The sequence below is a fragment of the Xanthomonas fragariae genome (assembly GCF_017603965.1).
In the GTDB taxonomy this organism is placed as follows: domain Bacteria; phylum Pseudomonadota; class Gammaproteobacteria; order Xanthomonadales; family Xanthomonadaceae; genus Xanthomonas; species Xanthomonas fragariae_A.
The window spans coordinates 37,645-54,734 of sequence record NZ_CP071955.1 but is presented as its reverse complement, the minus strand read 5'-3'; the positions used below and the strand labels follow the sequence as shown (position 1 = coordinate 54,734).

Annotated in this window: 10 protein-coding genes, 1 tRNA gene, 2 other RNA genes and 1 pseudogene; 7 read left to right on the top strand and 7 right to left on the bottom strand. The window is 61.1% G+C overall.

Translation table 11 applies throughout. The annotated features are described in order from the left end of the window. Nucleotides 1-159 precede the first annotated feature (159 nt). From trxA to J5I97_RS00245, 3 genes are all read left to right on the top strand, one after another. On the top strand, nucleotides 160-501 hold the full coding sequence (gene trxA, locus J5I97_RS00255; protein ID WP_208588301.1) for a thioredoxin TrxA: 342 nt from the start codon (nucleotides 160-162) through the stop codon (nucleotides 499-501). A gap of 216 nt (nucleotides 502-717) precedes the next feature. Next, nucleotides 718-2,559, top strand: coding sequence for a transcription termination factor Rho (gene rho / locus J5I97_RS00250; protein ID WP_208588299.1), 1,842 nt, complete (start codon nucleotides 718-720; stop codon nucleotides 2,557-2,559). Between the two features lie 176 nt (nucleotides 2,560-2,735). Next, nucleotides 2,736-2,828, top strand: a tRNA-Ile gene (locus J5I97_RS00245). 602 nt (nucleotides 2,829-3,430) lie between these two features. Here J5I97_RS00245 and J5I97_RS00240 read toward each other — a convergent pair. Together J5I97_RS00240 and J5I97_RS00235 are read right to left on the bottom strand one after the other, a co-directional pair. Next, complete coding sequence (locus J5I97_RS00240) at nucleotides 3,431-4,693, bottom strand: hypothetical protein (protein WP_208588297.1); 1,263 nt, start codon at nucleotides 4,691-4,693, stop codon at nucleotides 3,431-3,433. A gap of 611 nt (nucleotides 4,694-5,304) precedes the next feature. Beyond that, nucleotides 5,305-7,536, bottom strand: a complete 2,232-nt coding sequence (locus J5I97_RS00235) for an NADP-dependent isocitrate dehydrogenase (RefSeq protein ID WP_208588295.1) — start codon at nucleotides 7,534-7,536, stop codon at nucleotides 5,305-5,307. 169 nt (nucleotides 7,537-7,705) lie between these two features. On the opposite strand from J5I97_RS00235, the gene J5I97_RS00230 reads away from it, so the two are divergent. Then, nucleotides 7,706-9,400 carry an SWIM zinc finger family protein gene (locus J5I97_RS00230; RefSeq protein ID WP_208588292.1) on the top strand — a complete coding sequence of 565 codons (1,695 nt, stop codon included), beginning with the start codon at nucleotides 7,706-7,708 and terminating at the stop codon, nucleotides 9,398-9,400. 134 nt (nucleotides 9,401-9,534) lie between these two features. Here the strand turns inward: J5I97_RS00230 and J5I97_RS00225 are convergent, their stop codons facing one another. From J5I97_RS00225 to J5I97_RS00215, 3 genes are all read right to left on the bottom strand, one after another. Beyond that, entirely contained in the window at nucleotides 9,535-10,095 is a 561-nt protein-coding gene (locus J5I97_RS00225) for a hypothetical protein (protein WP_208588290.1), read from the bottom strand. 67 nt (nucleotides 10,096-10,162) lie between these two features. Next, nucleotides 10,163-10,238: non-coding RNA, sX9 sRNA (locus J5I97_RS00220), on the bottom strand. A 108-nt stretch (nucleotides 10,239-10,346) separates the two neighbouring features. Then, a complete protein-coding gene (locus tag J5I97_RS00215) occupies nucleotides 10,347-10,640 on the bottom strand; it encodes a LysM peptidoglycan-binding domain-containing protein (RefSeq protein WP_208588288.1) in 294 nt (97 codons plus the stop codon). A 169-nt stretch (nucleotides 10,641-10,809) separates the two neighbouring features. Here J5I97_RS00215 and J5I97_RS00210 point away from each other — a divergent pair. Continuing rightward, nucleotides 10,810-10,885: non-coding RNA, sX9 sRNA (locus J5I97_RS00210), on the top strand. A gap of 4 nt (nucleotides 10,886-10,889) precedes the next feature. On the opposite strand, the gene queF is transcribed toward J5I97_RS00210, so the two are convergent. After that, nucleotides 10,890-11,705: an NADPH-dependent 7-cyano-7-deazaguanine reductase QueF gene (gene queF, locus J5I97_RS00205; protein WP_208588286.1), complete on the bottom strand. Its 816-nt coding sequence runs from the start codon at nucleotides 11,703-11,705 to the stop codon at nucleotides 10,890-10,892. A gap of 261 nt (nucleotides 11,706-11,966) precedes the next feature. Beyond that, nucleotides 11,967-12,158 (bottom strand): annotated as a pseudogene (locus tag J5I97_RS20445) (amidohydrolase); the annotation flags it as partial. Between the two features lie 247 nt (nucleotides 12,159-12,405). On the opposite strand from J5I97_RS20445, the gene J5I97_RS00200 reads away from it, so the two are divergent. After that, a complete protein-coding gene (locus J5I97_RS00200; RefSeq protein WP_208588285.1) occupies nucleotides 12,406-13,644 on the top strand; it encodes an efflux RND transporter periplasmic adaptor subunit in 1,239 nt (412 codons plus the stop codon). Nucleotides 13,645-13,735: 91 nt separating this feature from the next. Continuing rightward, the gene (locus tag J5I97_RS00195; RefSeq protein WP_208588284.1) at nucleotides 13,736-16,972 is read left to right on the top strand and encodes an efflux RND transporter permease subunit; all 3,237 of its coding nucleotides are present in this window, start codon (nucleotides 13,736-13,738) and stop codon (nucleotides 16,970-16,972) included. Nucleotides 16,973-17,090 lie beyond the last annotated feature (118 nt).

Below are 17,090 nucleotides of genomic sequence, written 5' to 3'. Positions count from 1 at the left end.
GGCTTGCATCAATGCCGACAGCGCCGCAAACTGCGGCTATTGTGGCGGACAGCGCGGCTTCAGGACTGATACTTGATTCAGTCGCGCAATGCCCCAGTTTAACGCAATGTGGCGGCCTGCCTGTTCGGGTGGGCCGTTTTGGTTTCCAGGAGACCCAACGTGAGCGACAAGGTTCAACATGTCGGCGATGCCGACTTCGATACAGCTGTACTGCAATCCAGCGAACCGGTTCTGGTGGATTTCTGGGCCGAATGGTGTGGCCCGTGCAAGATGATCGCCCCGGTGCTGGACAGTCTGGCTGATACATATCAGGGCCGACTCAAGGTTGCCAAGGTCAATGTGGACCAGAACCGTGCTTTGGCTATCAAGTACCACGTGCGCTCGATCCCAATGCTGCTGCTGTTCAAGAATGGGCAGGTGCACGCAACCCAGATCGGAGCGGTTGGCAAGGGCCAGCTGACCCAGATGATCGACAAGACTCTGGGCGGCGCAGCCGCCTGAGTGAGTGGGCGTCCAGCAACGGACGCCCTGTAATTCGCCGGCAGTTACATCCTGCTCTGACAGAGGCTTGCGCCGTTGCGCACAGCAGTGATAATGTCAATGAATCCGGCACACGTTCGTGGGCCGCCGTACCCCTCTAGAAAGCTCCTCTAGACTCCCATCACCATAGTTCGCCCCCCAGCCGGGCGCTCGCACTCTTAGCGAGGGATCACACACTTGTCCGATCATCCTTCTTCCGATATCGGGAGCGTCGACGCTCCCGTCGAGAAACGCGTGCGCAAGCCGCGCGTGAGCAAGACCGCAGTCACCAATGAAGATGGTGGCGCACAGCAGCCCAACCTGCCCTTGCCCACCAGCCCCGCACCCGATGCCCCGCAGGTACCGTCGCGCGCACCGGCGCAGACCTCCAGCGATGGCGTACACGTCGGCAGCGCGCAAAGCGCCAGTCAGGGCGGCGACAATCACGGCGAGTCCCGCGAGGGTGGCCAGTCGCAGCAGCAGCGCTTCAACCAGGCGCAACAACAGCAGCACCAGAATCAGGCGCAAAGTCAGGGGCAAGTCCACAATCAGGGGCAAGTCCCGGCGCAGGGTCAGAGCGCCGTCCAAAATCAACAGGGCCAGGGCCAGGGGCAGAACCAACAGGGCAATCGCCGCGATCGGTTCCGTAACCGCCGCGACCGTGGGCCGCGCGATCGCTTCGGAAACGAAATAGGCGGCAGCGGCATGCCATCGACCGATGGCAGCAACGAGCCGTTCATCGCACGTCCGCACCCGGCCGTGCCGGAAGGCTTCCCGGTCTATTCGCTGAGCGATCTCAAGCGCATGCCGGCACAGAAGCTGCTGGATATCGCCGATCAGCTCAATATCCAAGAAGGCGTGGCGCGCGCCCGCAAGCAGGACGTGATCTTCGCCCTGCTCAAGGTGCTGACTCGTCACGGCGAAGGCGTTGCTGCCGACGGCGTGCTGGAAATCCTACCAGACGGCTTCGGTTTTCTGCGTGCCGCAGAAGCCAGCTACTTGGCCGGTCCGGACGATACCTACATCTCGCCGAGCCAGATCCGCCGCTTAGTTCTGCGCACCGGCGATCACCTGTCGGGCCGCATCCGCTTCCCGAAAGACGGCGAACGTTATTTCGCGCTGTCGATCATCGACACCATCAACGGCGAGCCGCTGGAAGCGAGCAAGAACAAGGTTCTGTTCGAGAACCTGACCCCGCTGTTCCCGCGTCGCCGCTTCCGTCTGGAGCGTGGCGATGGATCGACCGAGGACATCACCGGCCGCATTCTGGATCTGATGGCCCCGCAGGGTAAGGGCCAGCGCGCGCTGATCGTCTCCCCGCCCAAGGCCGGTAAGACGATGATGATGCAGCAGGTGGCCACGGCCATCACCAGCAATCATCCCGAAGTGCACATGATCGTGTTGCTGATCGATGAGCGCCCGGAAGAAGTGACCGAGATGCAGCGCACTGTGCGCGGCGAGGTCATCTCCTCCACGTTCGACGAGCCGGCTGCACGCCACGTGCAGGTCGCCGAGATGGTGATCGAACGGGCCAAGCGTCTGGTCGAACACAAGAGGGACGTGGTGATCCTGCTCGACTCGATTACCCGTCTGGCGCGTGCCTACAACAACGTGGTGCCCAGTTCCGGCAAGGTGCTGACCGGTGGTGTGGACGCCAACGCGTTGCACCGTCCGAAGCGTTTCTTCGGTGCGGCCCGTAACGTCGAAGAAGGCGGCTCGCTGACCATCATTGCCACTGCGCTGGTGGAAACCGGCAGCAAGATGGACGAGGTAATCTACGAAGAGTTCAAGGGCACCGGCAACAGCGAAGTGCATTTGAATCGCCGCATCACCGAAAAGCGCGTTTACCCGGCGATCGATATCAACCGCTCGGGCACGCGTCGCGAAGATCTGCTGATCGAGCCGGAGTTGCTGCAGAAGATCTGGATCCTGCGCAAGTTACTGCATCCGATGGACGAGATCGCGGCAATGGAATTCCTGTTGGACAAGATGAAGACCACCAAGTCCAACGACGACTTCTTCAGTTCGATGAAGCGCTGATTTGGATTGGCGTTATCGCGCTATTTGGTAGCAAACGCCCCAAATTCTAGACCGGTCCATACGCCTATTACCCACTTGCTAACGGTGCGTTGCAAGTGGAGCGTGCTATCATTTTTTCATGTTCAGGCTCCACGATCCTTGCTACTTCCGAATACGGGTGTGATCCGACCGATCACGCCCCTGTAGCTCAATTGGTAGAGCAGCGGATTTATATCCCGTCAGCGCCAGATAAGCGGCAAGTGCCGGTTCGAGCCCGGCCAGGGGCACCACCTATTCTGGCATCTTAGATGGAGCTCTGGCGTGCGCCTGCCTTTGGCCGCTCACCCGACGGCTTGGGTCGTACCACAGCATGTTTTGCTCTATGCCGAAGCGCTACCTTCAGCGCTCACGCTCCGAGACTGCCTGCGAGCCATGCTCGAAAGAAACTTCATTCCTTCAAATCCGAATATGGAAAAGCGCAGCGCCTAGGTGGACGAGAACGACCGCAAATAGGCTCCATCCAAACAGCCCGTGCAGGTCGCGTATGACTTCACAGGTGATGGGATCCTTGGACATGACTAGGGTAGATTTTGATCTTCTCCGGGCGTCATCGAGCGCCATGAACCAGTGCGCTTCATGGCGACAGGCCTCATTGGGCCTGAGTGTCGCCGAATTTTCTAGTTCGGGCTGTGGTCCAAGTTGTATGGAGGAGGTCAGCACAGGCCGATGCATACGCCGCACGCGTAAAAGGGTTTCTGGATAACTTCAAGCTGGAAGCAGCTATGGTGATCCTTTTTGAATCAGAGAGCCCCGCTCAGAAGGCTGATCTCGTTCGCTTTCTCTGGAAGGGGAGCGGCTTGGCGCCATTGGCCAGTTGGCGGTGATGAGCCACTCAACTTTTACGTAGCTCTTCAGAGCGCGAGGCATACCAACGGATGCACTGCTCTGCGGCAATTCGCGCGCATGCAACTAGACTTGAGAGTTGTTCCGGCGGGCATTCCTTGCCAGTGGCACGAAAGTTTGCCTTGGCATGAGCAAGCTGATTCCTGGATGCAGACAGTGCTGCCGCTAGTTCGACGAGCGCCTGCTTGCGTTGTTCCGCGGAACTAGAGGGGTCGATCTTAGAGAAGCTACGAAGAAACTGCGGGGCATAGATCTTCATGGGTAGCGGATCGCAGCAGCGTTCGACCGACAAGCGCAAAGCCTCTGCGTCGCGGCTGAAGACCCGATTCTCTTCGAAGAGAACCAGTAGCCCATCCATGAACTCTGCGTTTGGTTTGAGTGCATCTCTCGACAGTAGGCGCTTGCGAAGATCTTCGTACTGCTTCTCCCTTACCACCGTGGCTGAGACGTACTCGATGCATTTGACGTACGCGAGAAGTGCAGCTCCGCCGCTAGAGGATCCATTCACACTGTTGAACTCGGAAAGGACCGCCAGAAGCCCAGGGCCTATAAGCAGCGGCCTAATGCTGCGTGCGCGTTGAACCAAGTCGCCGATCTCTTCATCCTCGGGATACTCAGGATCGAAGTCGACAGGACGAGGGAATTCAAAAAACTCCAGGCCGAGAGTGACATGCAGTTCGAATAGGTAAGCCTGGATCAGGGAATTTGCTTCTTCTGCCGTCGCCCCTTGCGGGTGGTGCACTCCAATATAGAACTCTTCCCATCCTAGTGGAGGGTTATATTTGTCATAGAAATGATCTTTGACAACGACTGCTGCGCTGAAGTGTGGCGAAGGTGATAGCAGTGAAATTGACGCAGGGTGTCCAGCTATCTCGCCAGCTATCTTGCCGACATCATTCTCCAATGAGCTGATCCCACTGACAAACCCTTCTGATCGCATGTCCCAAGACTTCATCCTGACCACTGTTCGATGGCTTGAGTGATAGGTGAGGCCATCGCAAGTGGTTGCTGGATGTGTCACCTCGTTCGATAGGTCTATCAATTCTTGGATCGTGAGGTCAACGGAATCTTCTGATCGCGGAAATTGCATCGTTACGACGGTTTCCCGAGAAAACGTGACGCTCTCATCTAAGTCGAGCTCAAGATCGGGATCCAGTTCGGTTCCCTCCCAATCGATTCCGAAGGTAGTGCCTAGCCTGACAATTGCGTCCCGCAATGCGGCTTCGAGTTCTGGAGAGTCAAAGTTCAACATTGGGCACGGTCAGGGTTAGGGGGCTTCTTGGCAAGCGCATGAAGCCTAGTTTGAATCACCCAGGCTTTTGTGGACAGTCGCAGCCGTTTATGGCGTGCTGCCGCTCGAACTTCCGTCGGGGATAGCCCGTCGGCGGATGGGCCGGTCTAGAATTTGGGGCATTTGCTACCAAATAGCGGGGTATGTGGGTCTGCGCGGGTTATCCGAATGCGGGCTACCGATGGCTTGATCCGGGGAGTTGGATCAACAAAGACGGTCGGTGCTGGATAACGCCGAAGCCGAAAGTGGGACGTTATTTGTTGTCTTCCACGAAACCACTTTCGCCAAAGCGAGTCGTAACGCCATAACGTCATGTTGATCTGCGCTGCGATCAGATCGTCGACCTTACCGTTGCATCCGATTTTGAGCAGCAGATAGGCAAAGCCTGTCGCATCTTCTCAAAACGTATTATCGGATAGGCGGGCGGCGGCCTCGATCTGCGCCTGTGCTGTGCTCTGACGATGCTTGCATCGCGCCGATATTGGTCGACGCCAGCAAAATGCCACCGCCTCTGATCGAGGCGGGCCTTGGATGTCGCACTGGCTGGATGCAGCGACAGGCGGTGCGGTGGATCAGGCTTTCAGCGTAGCCAGCACTTCGTTGAAGGTTTTGCTCGGGCGCATTGCCTCGCTGACCTTGGCCAGATCCGGGTGGTAGTAGCCGCCGATCTCCACCGGCTTGCCCTGAGCGCCGTTGAGCTCGGCGACAATCGTGGCTTCGTTCTCGGTCAGGGCCTTGGCCAGCGGTGCGAACTTGGCCTGCAGCGCGGTGTCTTCGGTCTGTGCGGCCAGGGCCTGCGCCCAGTACATTGCCAGATAGAAGTGGCTACCGCGATTGTCAAGCTCGCCGATCTTGCGCGCCGGCGACTTGTTGTTCTCCAGGAACTGGCCGTTTGCCACGTCCAGCGCCTTGGCCAGCACCGTGGCCGAGGGATTGTCGTAGCGGTTGCCCAGATGCTCCAACGAAGCCGCCAAGGCCAGGAATTCGCCGAGCGAATCCCAGCGCAGGCAGTTCTCTTCGACAAACTGCTGCACGTGCTTGGGCGCCGAGCCGCCGGCACCGGTTTCGAACAGACCACCACCTGCCATCAACGGCACGATCGAGAGCATCTTGGCACTGGTGCCCAGCTCCATGATAGGAAACAGATCGGTGAGGTAATCGCGCAGCACGTTGCCGGTGACCGAGATGGTGTCCTGGCCCTTGCGGATGCGTTCAAGCGAAAAGGTAGTCGCTTCCACCGGCGGCAGGATTCGGATGTCCAAGCCGTTAGTGTTGTGATCCTTCAGATATTGCTCGACCTTGGCGATTACCTGCGCATCGTGCGCACGGGCGGTGTCCAGCCAAAACACCGCTGGTGTGTCGCTCAGACGTGCACGCTCGACCGCCAGCTTCACCCAGTCCTGGATCGGCGCGTCCTTGACCTGGCACATGCGCCACACATCGCCGGCTTCCACCGCATGCTCGAACACCACTGAGCCGCTGCCATCGATAACCTTGACGGTGCCGGCGGCAGAAATCTGGAAGGTTTTGTCGTGCGAGCCGTATTCCTCGGCCTTCTGTGCCATCAGGCCGACGTTGGGTACCGATCCCATGGTGGACGGATCGAACGCGCCGTGCGCCTTGCAGTCATCGATCACCGCCTGATACACGTCGGCATAGCAGCGATCCGGAATCACCGCCTTGGTGTCCTGCAGTTTGCCCTGGGCATTCCACATCTGGCCGGAGTCGCGAATCATCGCCGGCATCGATGCATCGACGATCACGTCGCTGGGCACATGCAGATTGGTGATGCCCTTGTCGGAGTTGACCATCGCCAGACCTGGACGCTGCGCATATTCGGCCTGGATGTCGGCCTTGATCTGCGCCTGCTGGTTTTCCGGCAGTGTGCCGATGCGTACGTACAGATCGCCGATGCCGTTGTTGGGGTCAAAGCCAACCGACTTGAGCGCATCGGCATGCTTGCTCAAAGTGTCCTTGTAGAACTCGCCGACCACCACGCCGAACAGCACCGGGTCGGAGACCTTCATCATGGTGGCTTTCAGATGCACCGAGAACAGCACGTTCCTGACCTTGGCATCTTCGATCTGAGCATCGATGAAGCTGGCGAGCGCGCGCTTGCTCAGCAAGGCGGCATCGACGATTTCTCCGGCCGTGACCGCAACCTTGTCTTTCAGCACGGTGCTGCTGCCGTCGTTGCCGACGAACTCGATCTTCAGCGTGCCGGCGTCGACCACCGTGGTGGATTGCTCGCTGCCGAAGAAATCGCCTTCGTCCATATGCGAAACGTGCGACTTGGAGTCACTGCTCCACTTACCCATGCGATGCGGATGCTTGCGTGCGTAATTCTTCACCGACAGCGGTGCGCGACGATCGGAATTGCCTTCGCGCAGCACCGGGTTTACTGCGCTGCCCTTGACCGTGTCATAGCGCGCCTTGACGTCTTTTTCGGCAGCGTCCTTGGGCGCATCCGGATACTCCGGCAGCGCGTAGCCCTGGCTCTGCAATTCCTTGATCGCGGCCTTGAGCTGCGGTACCGACGCGCTGATGTTGGGCAGCTTGATGATGTTGGCTTCCGGCGTTGTGGCTAGTTGGCCCAACTCACCGAGGTCGTCGGCAATCTTCTGCGCGTCGGTCAGCTGTTCCGGAAACAACGCAAGAATGCGGCCGGCCAGCGAGATGTCGCGTGTTTCGACCACGATGCCGGCGGTGTCGGTGTAAGCATCGATGATCGGCAGCAGCGACTGCGTGGCCAGGAAGGGAGCTTCGTCGGTGAGCGTGTAGATGATCTTCGGTGTGTTGGACATGGAGTTTGCGTTGCCTGAAGGAATGAGGAAAGAGCATTGGGCGCGAACCCGTCAGCGGGCACCGGGGGCCTCCATTGTCGCGTGTCGGCAGGCCATGGGCAAAAGCCGGTTCCCGTTGCAACCGCCCGATCATGAGCAAAGTCGTGCGTTACATTTTACACTTGACACGATGACGCCCCCATCCACGAGTTCCATCGATTCACGGCTGCTGCAACGCTTGGCCGACCCACGCAGCTATGCGCGTGGATTGGCGTACTTCGAGCAAGGCAGGGCAGTGCTTGTTCAAGCCACCGAAGGCCGCGTAGCGGCCAATGTCATAGGTAGCGAGAACTACCGCGTCACCCTGGAGTGGGACGGCACTCTTCTGCAGGGCGAGTGCGACTGCCCGATAGGCCGCAGTGGGGACTTCTGCAAGCACCAGGTCGCTGTCGCTTTTGCCTGGGCCCGCGGCCAGGCGGTTGCACCTGAAAATACGAGCACCGGGCGCAAGCGCAGTGCCGGGACGCAACAGCCCGTCACGGAAGTAGAGCAATGGTTGGCCGAAGTGCCTGCACAGGCAATGCGCTCGCTGCTGCTGGAACTTGCAGCCGCCGACGCCAGCATTGGCAAGCGCCTGCTGGCGCAGGCACGCATGGCGCGCAGCACGCCACAGGAGTGGCGCAAGGCAATTACGACCCTGCTCGGGCGCAAGCGCTTCATGGATTATCGCGCCAGTGTCGCCTATGCCAGGCATATCGCTCCCTTGCCGGACCTGCTCGACCAGGCACTGCAGCGCGACCCGATGGCAGCGCTGGATCTGCACGAATATGCGCTAAAACGCCTGATGACGATCTACCGCGAGTGCGACGATTCCAGTGGCCATGTCGGCGACGCATTGGCATCGCTGGCGCGTTCCCACGCGAGGTTTGCGGCAGCCGCCCATCCACAGAATCTGCCGCGCCGCCTGCTCGACCTGGGCCTGCAGGATGCCTGGGGACTGATGCCGCCACTGCGAGACTATTGCCCGCCGCTGGATGAGCGCGACGTGGCAACGTTGCAGCACGCCACACTGGAAACACTCCAGCAACCTTTGTCGGCATCGGAGCAGTTAGCAGCCGAGAAGCTGCTTGAGGACGCCGCGCGCAATGGCGGAGAGGTCGATGCGATGCTGCAATGGTTCGCTCCCCAGTGCAGCAGCGGATGGGACTATTTCCAGATGGCGCGCCGGTGCCGTGAGCATAGGCGCGAACGTGAGGAGACCAGTTGGCTTGAGCGAGGCATCAGGGCTTGCCCGGACGATGGCCGTCTCAAGGAAACACTTGCCGCGGCCTATACGCGCGACGGCATGACCGAGGAGGCGCTACAACTGCGCTGGGAGGTATTCACGCAGACACCGTCCGAAGACGCCTATCTGGCGCTGCGCCACGCCACACGTGCGGCCCACGTGCCGTGGGAAGCCTGGCGTGCACGTGCACTGGCAGCAGTCGCCGCAAATCGATCGCTGCAACGTCATGCGCAGGATCTGCAGGTGCGGCTGTTTTTGGCCGAGGGTGAGCATACCGCTGCGCTGCAAGCGAGTGCGGCACATCAGGCAGACATCGCGATGACCACGTGGGAACGCCTGCTGCAGGTCGCCGAATCACACGATGTCAGCTTCGCCGTCCGCATCTATAAGTTGCTGATAGAAAACAAGGCCGAACGCACCAATCAACAGGGCTACAGCGCGGCGCTGAGCTTGCTGCGATCGCTTCGACGTTTGTGCGAGATGCACAATACAATGAGCGAATTCGACGATTATCTAGTCCAGATCCGCCAACGCTATCGCGCCAAACGCACCTTCATCGAGATGCTGAGCCAGGCATTCGGACCCGGCTCCGGTTCATGAGCCTGCAACCGAACAGCTGGTCTTGATACTTGATAGACGAAAGCGCTGTCGCAATGGATTGCAAGGTCTGCCAAACCATTCACGCCTTTTCGGGCGCGAATGGTACAGCGTGAATCGTTCTTGCCTGACGGAGCTTACTTGACCGTAATAGTCTGCGCAGTTCCCGCCGGCTTGCCATCCACCATCACCTGCGCGGTGTAGGTGCCGGCCGGCCAGCCATCGGGCTTGCTGAAGCTGAGGTTGGTGGTTTCGGCGCCAGTGGTGGTCAGTGTGGCGTTCTGTTCGCTGGCAACCTGACCATCCTGATAGGTGAGCTTGGCTGCGACGGGCACATTGCTCGCACTGCCATCGGTCTTGACCGAGACGATGATGGTGTCCTTGGTGCCGATATTGGCGGATGGGGTCACCGTCTTGTCGGCAGCTACCTTGGTGCCGACCGCAACGCTGGAGACGGTCACTGTGGAGCCGGCTGCAGCGCCACCACCAGTGCTGTCCGCCACGGTTGCGCTGCTCTGCCCTGCCTGATCGCTCGCTGGCGGCGTGCCCGCCGGGCCTGGCATTGCATCAGCGGCAGCGCCGGAGGTCGGATCCTGGGCGACATTGGAATCGTTATTGGCTTCCTTGCGGCAACCCGATAATGCCAGAACGCCAGCAAGCCCAATCGCGATGGTGCTTGAAACGGATTTAGTACGCATGGATCAATCTCCGAATATCGAATGAATCGTTGTTTCTGGGATGTTTGTGAAATGAGTTACTAAGAGCGGCTAACAAAACGTAGCGAGCAGTCGTCAGATGGGTGTTCACGGCGCTGAGGAACCGGAGTGTACGTGTGGTACATGCCGATTCCGAGCACCGGCTGCGCCCGCCTGGCGGCGGAGTAGTTTTGGGCGGAGTAGTTTTGTTAGCCGCTCTAAGCCGACGAACCAGTTAGGGCTTGGGCGTGGCATTATGCTTTCGGCGGTAAACGCAGCATCTGCCCCGGGAAAATCTTGTCCGGGTCCTTGAGCGTTTCGCGATTGGCTTCGAAAATGCGCGGCCACAAATTGCCGTCGCCCAGATGCCGTTTGGCAATGCTGGACAGACTATCGCCTGCTTGCACGGTGACCGACTCCTCGATGAGCTGCGCGGTGCTTTGCACGCTGGTGCGGACGTTGGAAAAGTCTGCATCCGGTGCGACATCTGCGGTACTGTCGACTGAGGACGTCACATTGGAAAAATCTGCTTTTTTATCGACACTCATTTACTGCAATCCCTATGCATTACGATGCCTGTAGCGTACACGGAGCACCGTTAAGCGTGGATCGCGCCGTCGTGAAGCTGGCGCGATCCTTGGCAGCAATCGACTTAGAGCGGCTAACAAAACGACTGCGCTCACCGCCAGGCGGGCGCGGCCGGTGCCCGGAATCGGCACGTATCAAGCGTACACTCCGGTTCCTCCGCGCCGTCCGCACCCACCTGGCGAGTGCTCGCTACGTTTTGTTAGCCGTTCTTACTGACGCAGGTCGCGAAAGATCGACAGCGGTGCAGGCACGCTCGGTGAGCTGCGCAGGGGATTGATGTCCAGTCCGCCACGACGGGTATAGCGCGCTTCCACCACCAACCACTCGGGTGCGCAGCGAGTCAGCACGTCATTGAAAATGCGCTCCACGCATTGCTCATGAAACTCGGCGTGGTTGCGGAAACTCACCAGATAGCGCAGCAAGCCGTCGCGATCGATCGGTGCACCGCGGTAGCGCAACGTGACGCTGGCCCAATCCGGTTGACCGGTAACCGGGCAATTGGATTTCAGCAAGGCCGAGGTCAGCACTTCTTCCACCGTGGCCTGCGCATGCGCGAGCAGATACTCGGCATTCGGCGGACCGTAATCGTCGATGCTGACATCCAGTGTGTCGATCGATTCGCCCTCGCCCACCGCATCGATCGGCGGCAGACCGAAGTCCACCGACACATCCGCACCGGCACGCGTGGATAGATCGCTTGCGATGCGAGTGCGCACCCCTTCGGCGCTGTTGAAGCGGGTGGCATTGAGCGAGTTGAGATACAGCTTGAGCGACTTGGACTCGATCAACGACGGCGAATCGCTGGGCACATGCAAGGTAGCAGTCGCCACGCACGGCTTGCCCTGCGCGTCGAGCCAGCTGAGTTCGTAGGCATGCCAGCGATCGCATCCGATGAAAGGCAAGGCGCCGGTCAGGCCGATGGCCTCACGCCCGGCCGCACGCGGAATCGGAAACAGCAAGGACGGGTCGTAGCCGTTGGGATAAGCGACCTCACGACCGAGCGTGGAATCTTGTGGGCTATTCATCGCGCCATTTTAGGCGGCATGGGCTGGCCTTGAGGTGTATGGCGAGCGCCGAATAGCGTAGCTAGGCGAACGTGAAAGTCGGACGTCACAGGGCAGGCCCCTACCTACCCAGTTGTCGATCGAAAGCAGGATTTGCCCAGCCGCAGACCAATCTCCAATCTCGACTCCCCAGTCCCAGCTCACCCCTGCTGCAAATAATTCAACGACATCGCGCCAAGGCCGAGCACCGCTGGATGCCTGGACAGGTTGGAAGATCAGCATCACTTCGCCGGGCAGCTGCTCGCGCATGCCGACCAGTTCGGAGTGCTGAATGAAGTCGCGCCGCCACTGCACCAACTTGACCTACAACGGGGCGGCAGCGGTCTGGACTGCAGGCCGCTGCACGGTCTGCGCGGCGGCGAGCGTAGGCAGGGCGAGCAACAGCGTGCTGGTCAGCAAGCGGGGGTGGCGCATCTAGAATCCTCCAATAATGGAACTTCACTGTTGTGCGCCCACGCGCTCGATGTGCTGCAGTGAGGCCCGATTCTGCCCGACGATCAACCGGCGCCAACCGTGGCGCGTTGCCGCATTCATTGCATCTGTGAACGTTGTGGTCGTTTCGCCAGGCGAGCCATTACTTCAGTAACGCTCAATCGTTATGCTCTGCAAAGCTGTACGCCGGTCGCACCCACGCGCCCGGCCCGTCCTCAGGAGTTGTCGCATGTCGCGTTTTTGGAAGATCACACTGCTGGTCGTAGCGGTGCTCGCCGTGGTGTTCGTCGCAATGCGGATGATGGGTGGGGGCAATCACGGCAAGCGCACCGGCACGCAGGACGGCAATGGCACCGAAAACAGCGGCCCGGTGCCGGTGACGGTGGTGGCCGCCACGACCCAGGATGTGCCGGTCTACGCCAGCGCCCTGGGGACGGTCACCGCGCTCAATACGGTCACGGTCAGCCCGCAAGTCGGCGGCCAGCTGATGAGCCTGAACTTCAAGGAAGGCCAGGAAGTGAAGAAGGGCGACCTGCTGGCGCAGATCGACCCGCGCACGCTGCAGGCCAGCTACGACCAGGCGCTGGCGGCCAAGCGGCAGAATCAAGCGCTGCTGGCGACCTCGCGAATGAACTACCAGCGCTCCAACGATCCGGCCTACAAGCAGTACGTCTCGCGAACAGACCTGGATACCCAACGCAACCAAGTGTCGCAGTACGAGGCGGCGGTGTCGGCCAACGACGCGCAGATGCGCTCGGCGCAGGTGCAGTTGCAGTTCACCCGCATCACCGCGCCCATCGATGGCATCGCCGGTATCCGTGGCGTGGACGCAGGCAATATCGTCAGCAGCACCTCCACCATCGTCACCTTGACCCAGATCCGCCCGATCTACGTGTCCTTCAACCTGCCCGAGCGCGAATTGCAGGCCGTGCGTAGCGGTCAGGCTGCCGCACCGCTGGGCGTGGCGGCGCTGGATCGCGGCGATATGCATGTCATCAGCGGCGACGGCAAGCTGGATGTAATCGACAACCGCATCGCTGCCGATAGCGGCACCTTCGGTGCGCGCGCGATCTTCGACAATGCCGACAACGCGCTCTGGCCAGGCCAGTTCGTCAACGTGCGCCTGCAACTGCGCACCATCTACGGCGGCACCGTAGTGCCGACCCAGGCCGTGCAGCGCGGCCCGGACGGCGATTACGTCTACGTGGTCGGCACCGACAACACCGCGCAGATGCGCACCGTGGTGCAGGGCGTGGAAGTGGACGACAGCCATGTGCAGATCACCAAGGGGCTCAAGCCCGGCGAGCGCGTGGTAACCGAAGGCCAGTTCCGCTTGAAGCCGGGCAGCAAGGTCAGCGCGCTCAAGCCAGGGGAGACCCCACCGGAGCCGACCGAGGCCGAACTCAAGGCCGCGCAGAACAAGCAGGAACGTGGCGGTGGTGGCCGACGCGACGGCGGCCCGCGCTAAGTTTCGACCACCGGCGACGGGACTTCCGTTGCCCGTGTGCGTCGGCGCTACGTGCGCCGGCTTCGATTGACGTCTTCAGCAAGGACACCCCGTGGGCTTTTCGACCATCTTCATCCGCCGCCCGATCGCCACCTCGTTGTTGATGGCCGGCGTCCTGCTGCTTGGCATCCTGGGCTACCGGCAGCTGCCGGTCTCGGCATTGCCGGAAATCGACGCCCCCAGTCTGGTCGTCACCACGCAATATCCCGGTGCCAACGCGACCACCATGGCATCGCTGGTGACTACGCCGCTGGAGCGCCAGTTCGGGCAGATTTCCGGGCTGCAGATGATGACCTCCGACTCGTCGGCGGGCTTGTCCACGATCATTCTGCAGTTCTCGATGAAGCGCGATATCGACATCGCCTCGCAGGATGTGCAGGCGGCGATCCGCCAGGCCACCTTGCCCTCGTCGCTGCCGTATCAACCGGTCTATAACCGGGTCAATCCGGCCGATGCGGCGATACTCACGCTCAAGCTCACCTCCGATTCGCTGCCGCTGCGCGAGGTCAACCGCTACGCGGATGCGATCCTGGCCCAGCGACTGTCGCAGGTGCCGGGCGTGGGCCTGGTATCGATCGCCGGCAATGTGCGCCCGGCCGTGCGCATCCAGGTCAATCCGGCGCAGCTGTCGAACATGGGCCTGACCATGGAGTCGCTGCGCAGCGCGTTGACCCAGACCAATGTTTCCGCACCGAAGGGTTCGCTCAACGGCAAGACCCAGTCCTACAGCATCGGCACCAACGACCAGCTCACCGATGCGGCGCAGTACCGCGAAACCATCATCAGCTACAGCAATGACCGCCCGGTGCGCCTGGCCGATGTGGCCAACGTGGTCGATGGAGTGGAAAACGACCAGCTCGCCGCCTGGGCCGACGGCAAGCCGGCGGTGCTGCTGGAAATCCGTCGCCAGCCCGGCGCCAATATCGTGCAGACGGTGGAGCAGATCCGCAGCATCCTGCCGCAGCTGCAGTCGGTGTTGCCGGCCGACGTGCATCTGGAAGTGTTCTCCGACCGCACTGAAACCATTCGCGCATCGGTGCATGAAGTGAAGTTAACCCTGGTGCTGACCATCGCGCTGGTGGTGGCGGTGATCTTCGTGTTCCTGCGCCGGCTTTGGGCCACCATCATTCCGTCGGTGGCGGTGCCGCTATCGCTGGCCGGTACCTTCGGGGTGATGGCGTTTGCGGGCATGTCGCTGGACAACCTGTCGTTGATGGCGCTGGTGGTGGCGACCGGATTCGTGGTCGACGATGCAATCGTGATGATCGAAAACATCGTGCGTTACATCGAACAGGGCAAGAGCGGTGCGGAAGCGGCCGAAATCGGCGCCAAGCAGATCGGCTTCACCGTGTTGTCGCTGACCGTGTCGCTGGTGGCGGTGTTCCTGCCTCTGCTACTGATGCCGGGCGTCACCGGGCGGCTGTTCCATGAGTTTGCGTGGGTGCTGTCGATTGCGGTGGTGATCTCGATGTTGGTGTCGCTGACGCTGACGCCGATGATGTGCGCCTACCTGCTCAAGCCGGATGCACTGCCCGACGGCGAAGACGCGCACGAGCGCGCGGCGGCCACCGGCAAGACCAATCTGTGGACACGCACTGTCGGCGCCTACGAGCGCAGCCTGGACTGGGTGCTTGCACACCAACCGTTGACCCTGGCGGTAGCGATAGGCGCAGTGGCGTTGACCGTGGTGCTGTATATGGCGATCCCCAAGGGCTTGCTGCCCGAGCAGGACACCGGCCTGATCACCGGGGTGGTTCAGGCCGATCAGAACGTAGCGTTTCCGCAGATGGAGCAGCGCACCCAGGCGGTGGCCGCTGCATTAGGTAAGGATCCGGCGGTGACCGGCGTGGCCGCCTTCATCGGTGCCGGCACGATGAACCCGACCATCAACCAGGGGCAGTTGTCGATCGTGTTGAAGACGCGCGGCGACCGCGATGGCCTGGATGAGGTGTTGCCGCGCCTGCAAAAAGCCGTGGCCGGGATTCCGGGCGTGGCGTTGTTCCTCAAGCCGGTGCAGGACGTCACCCTGGACACGCGGGTGGCCGCCACCGAATACCAATATTCGATCTCGGATGTGGACGGCACCGAGCTGGCTACCTGGGCCGGACGCATGACCGAGGCGATGCGCAAGCTGCCCGAACTGGCCGATGTGGACAACAACCTGGCCAACCAGGGCCGTGCGCTGGAGCTGACCATCGATCGCGACAAGGCCGGCATGCTCGGCGTGCCGATGCAGACCATCGACGACACCTTGTACGACGCCTTCGGTCAACGCCAGATCTCCACCATCTTCACCGAGCTCAATCAATATCGCGTCGTGTTGGAAGTGGCGCCGGAATTCCGCAGCAGCACCTCGCTGATGAACCAACTCGCCGTGGCCAGCAACGGCAGCGGCGCGTTGACCGGCACCAATGCGACCAGCTTCGGCCAGGTGACCTCGTCCAACTCGTCTACCGCCACCGGAGTGGGCGCCCAGAACACCGGCATCGTGGTCGGCGCCGGCAGCATCATTCCGCTGGCCGCATTGGCAGAAGCCAGGGTCACCAATACCCCGTTGGTGGTAAGCCATCAGCAGCAGCTGCCGGCGGTCACCATCTCGTTCAATCTGGCGCCGGGACACTCGTTGTCGCAGGCCGTGGCGGCGATCGAAAAGGCGCGCGAAGACCTCAAGATCCCGACCCAGGTGCATGCGCAGTTCGTCGGTAAGGCCGCTGAATTTACCGGCAGCCAGACCGATATCGTGTGGCTGTTGCTGGCCTCGATCGTGGTGATCTACATCGTGCTGGGCGTGCTCTACGAGAGCTACATCCACCCGCTGACGATCATCTCCACGCTGCCGCCGGCCGGCGTCGGTGCACTGCTCGCGCTGATGATGTGCGGGCTGAGTCTGTCGGTGGACGGCATCGTCGGCATCGTGCTGCTGATCGGCATCGTCAAGAAGAACGCGATCATGATGATCGACTTCGCCATCGACGCACGCCGCGAAGGAGCCAACGCGCATGACGCGATCCGTCGCGCCTGCCTGCTGCGCTTCCGCCCGATCATGATGACCACCGCTGCGGCCATGCTGGGCGCGTTGCCGCTGGCTCTGGGCACGGGTATCGGCTCGGAATTGCGGCGTCCCCTGGGTATCGCGATTGTCGGTGGCCTGCTGCTGTCGCAGCTGGTGACGTTGTACACCACACCGGTGATCTATCTATACATGGAACGCGCCGGTGAGCGGCTGCGGGCATGGCGGGAACGGCGTGCGGCAGCAGCGGCGCATGGGCGTGCGGAGGGACGGGCATGAGCAGCGGCGTCGGGACCGGGGACCGCAGATCCGGGACCCGGAACGCGTCGACCGTTAGAGCCGCCGAGCCGCTCTTGCATCTGCTCTCCCGGATCCCGACGCCTGAAGGCATCACGGC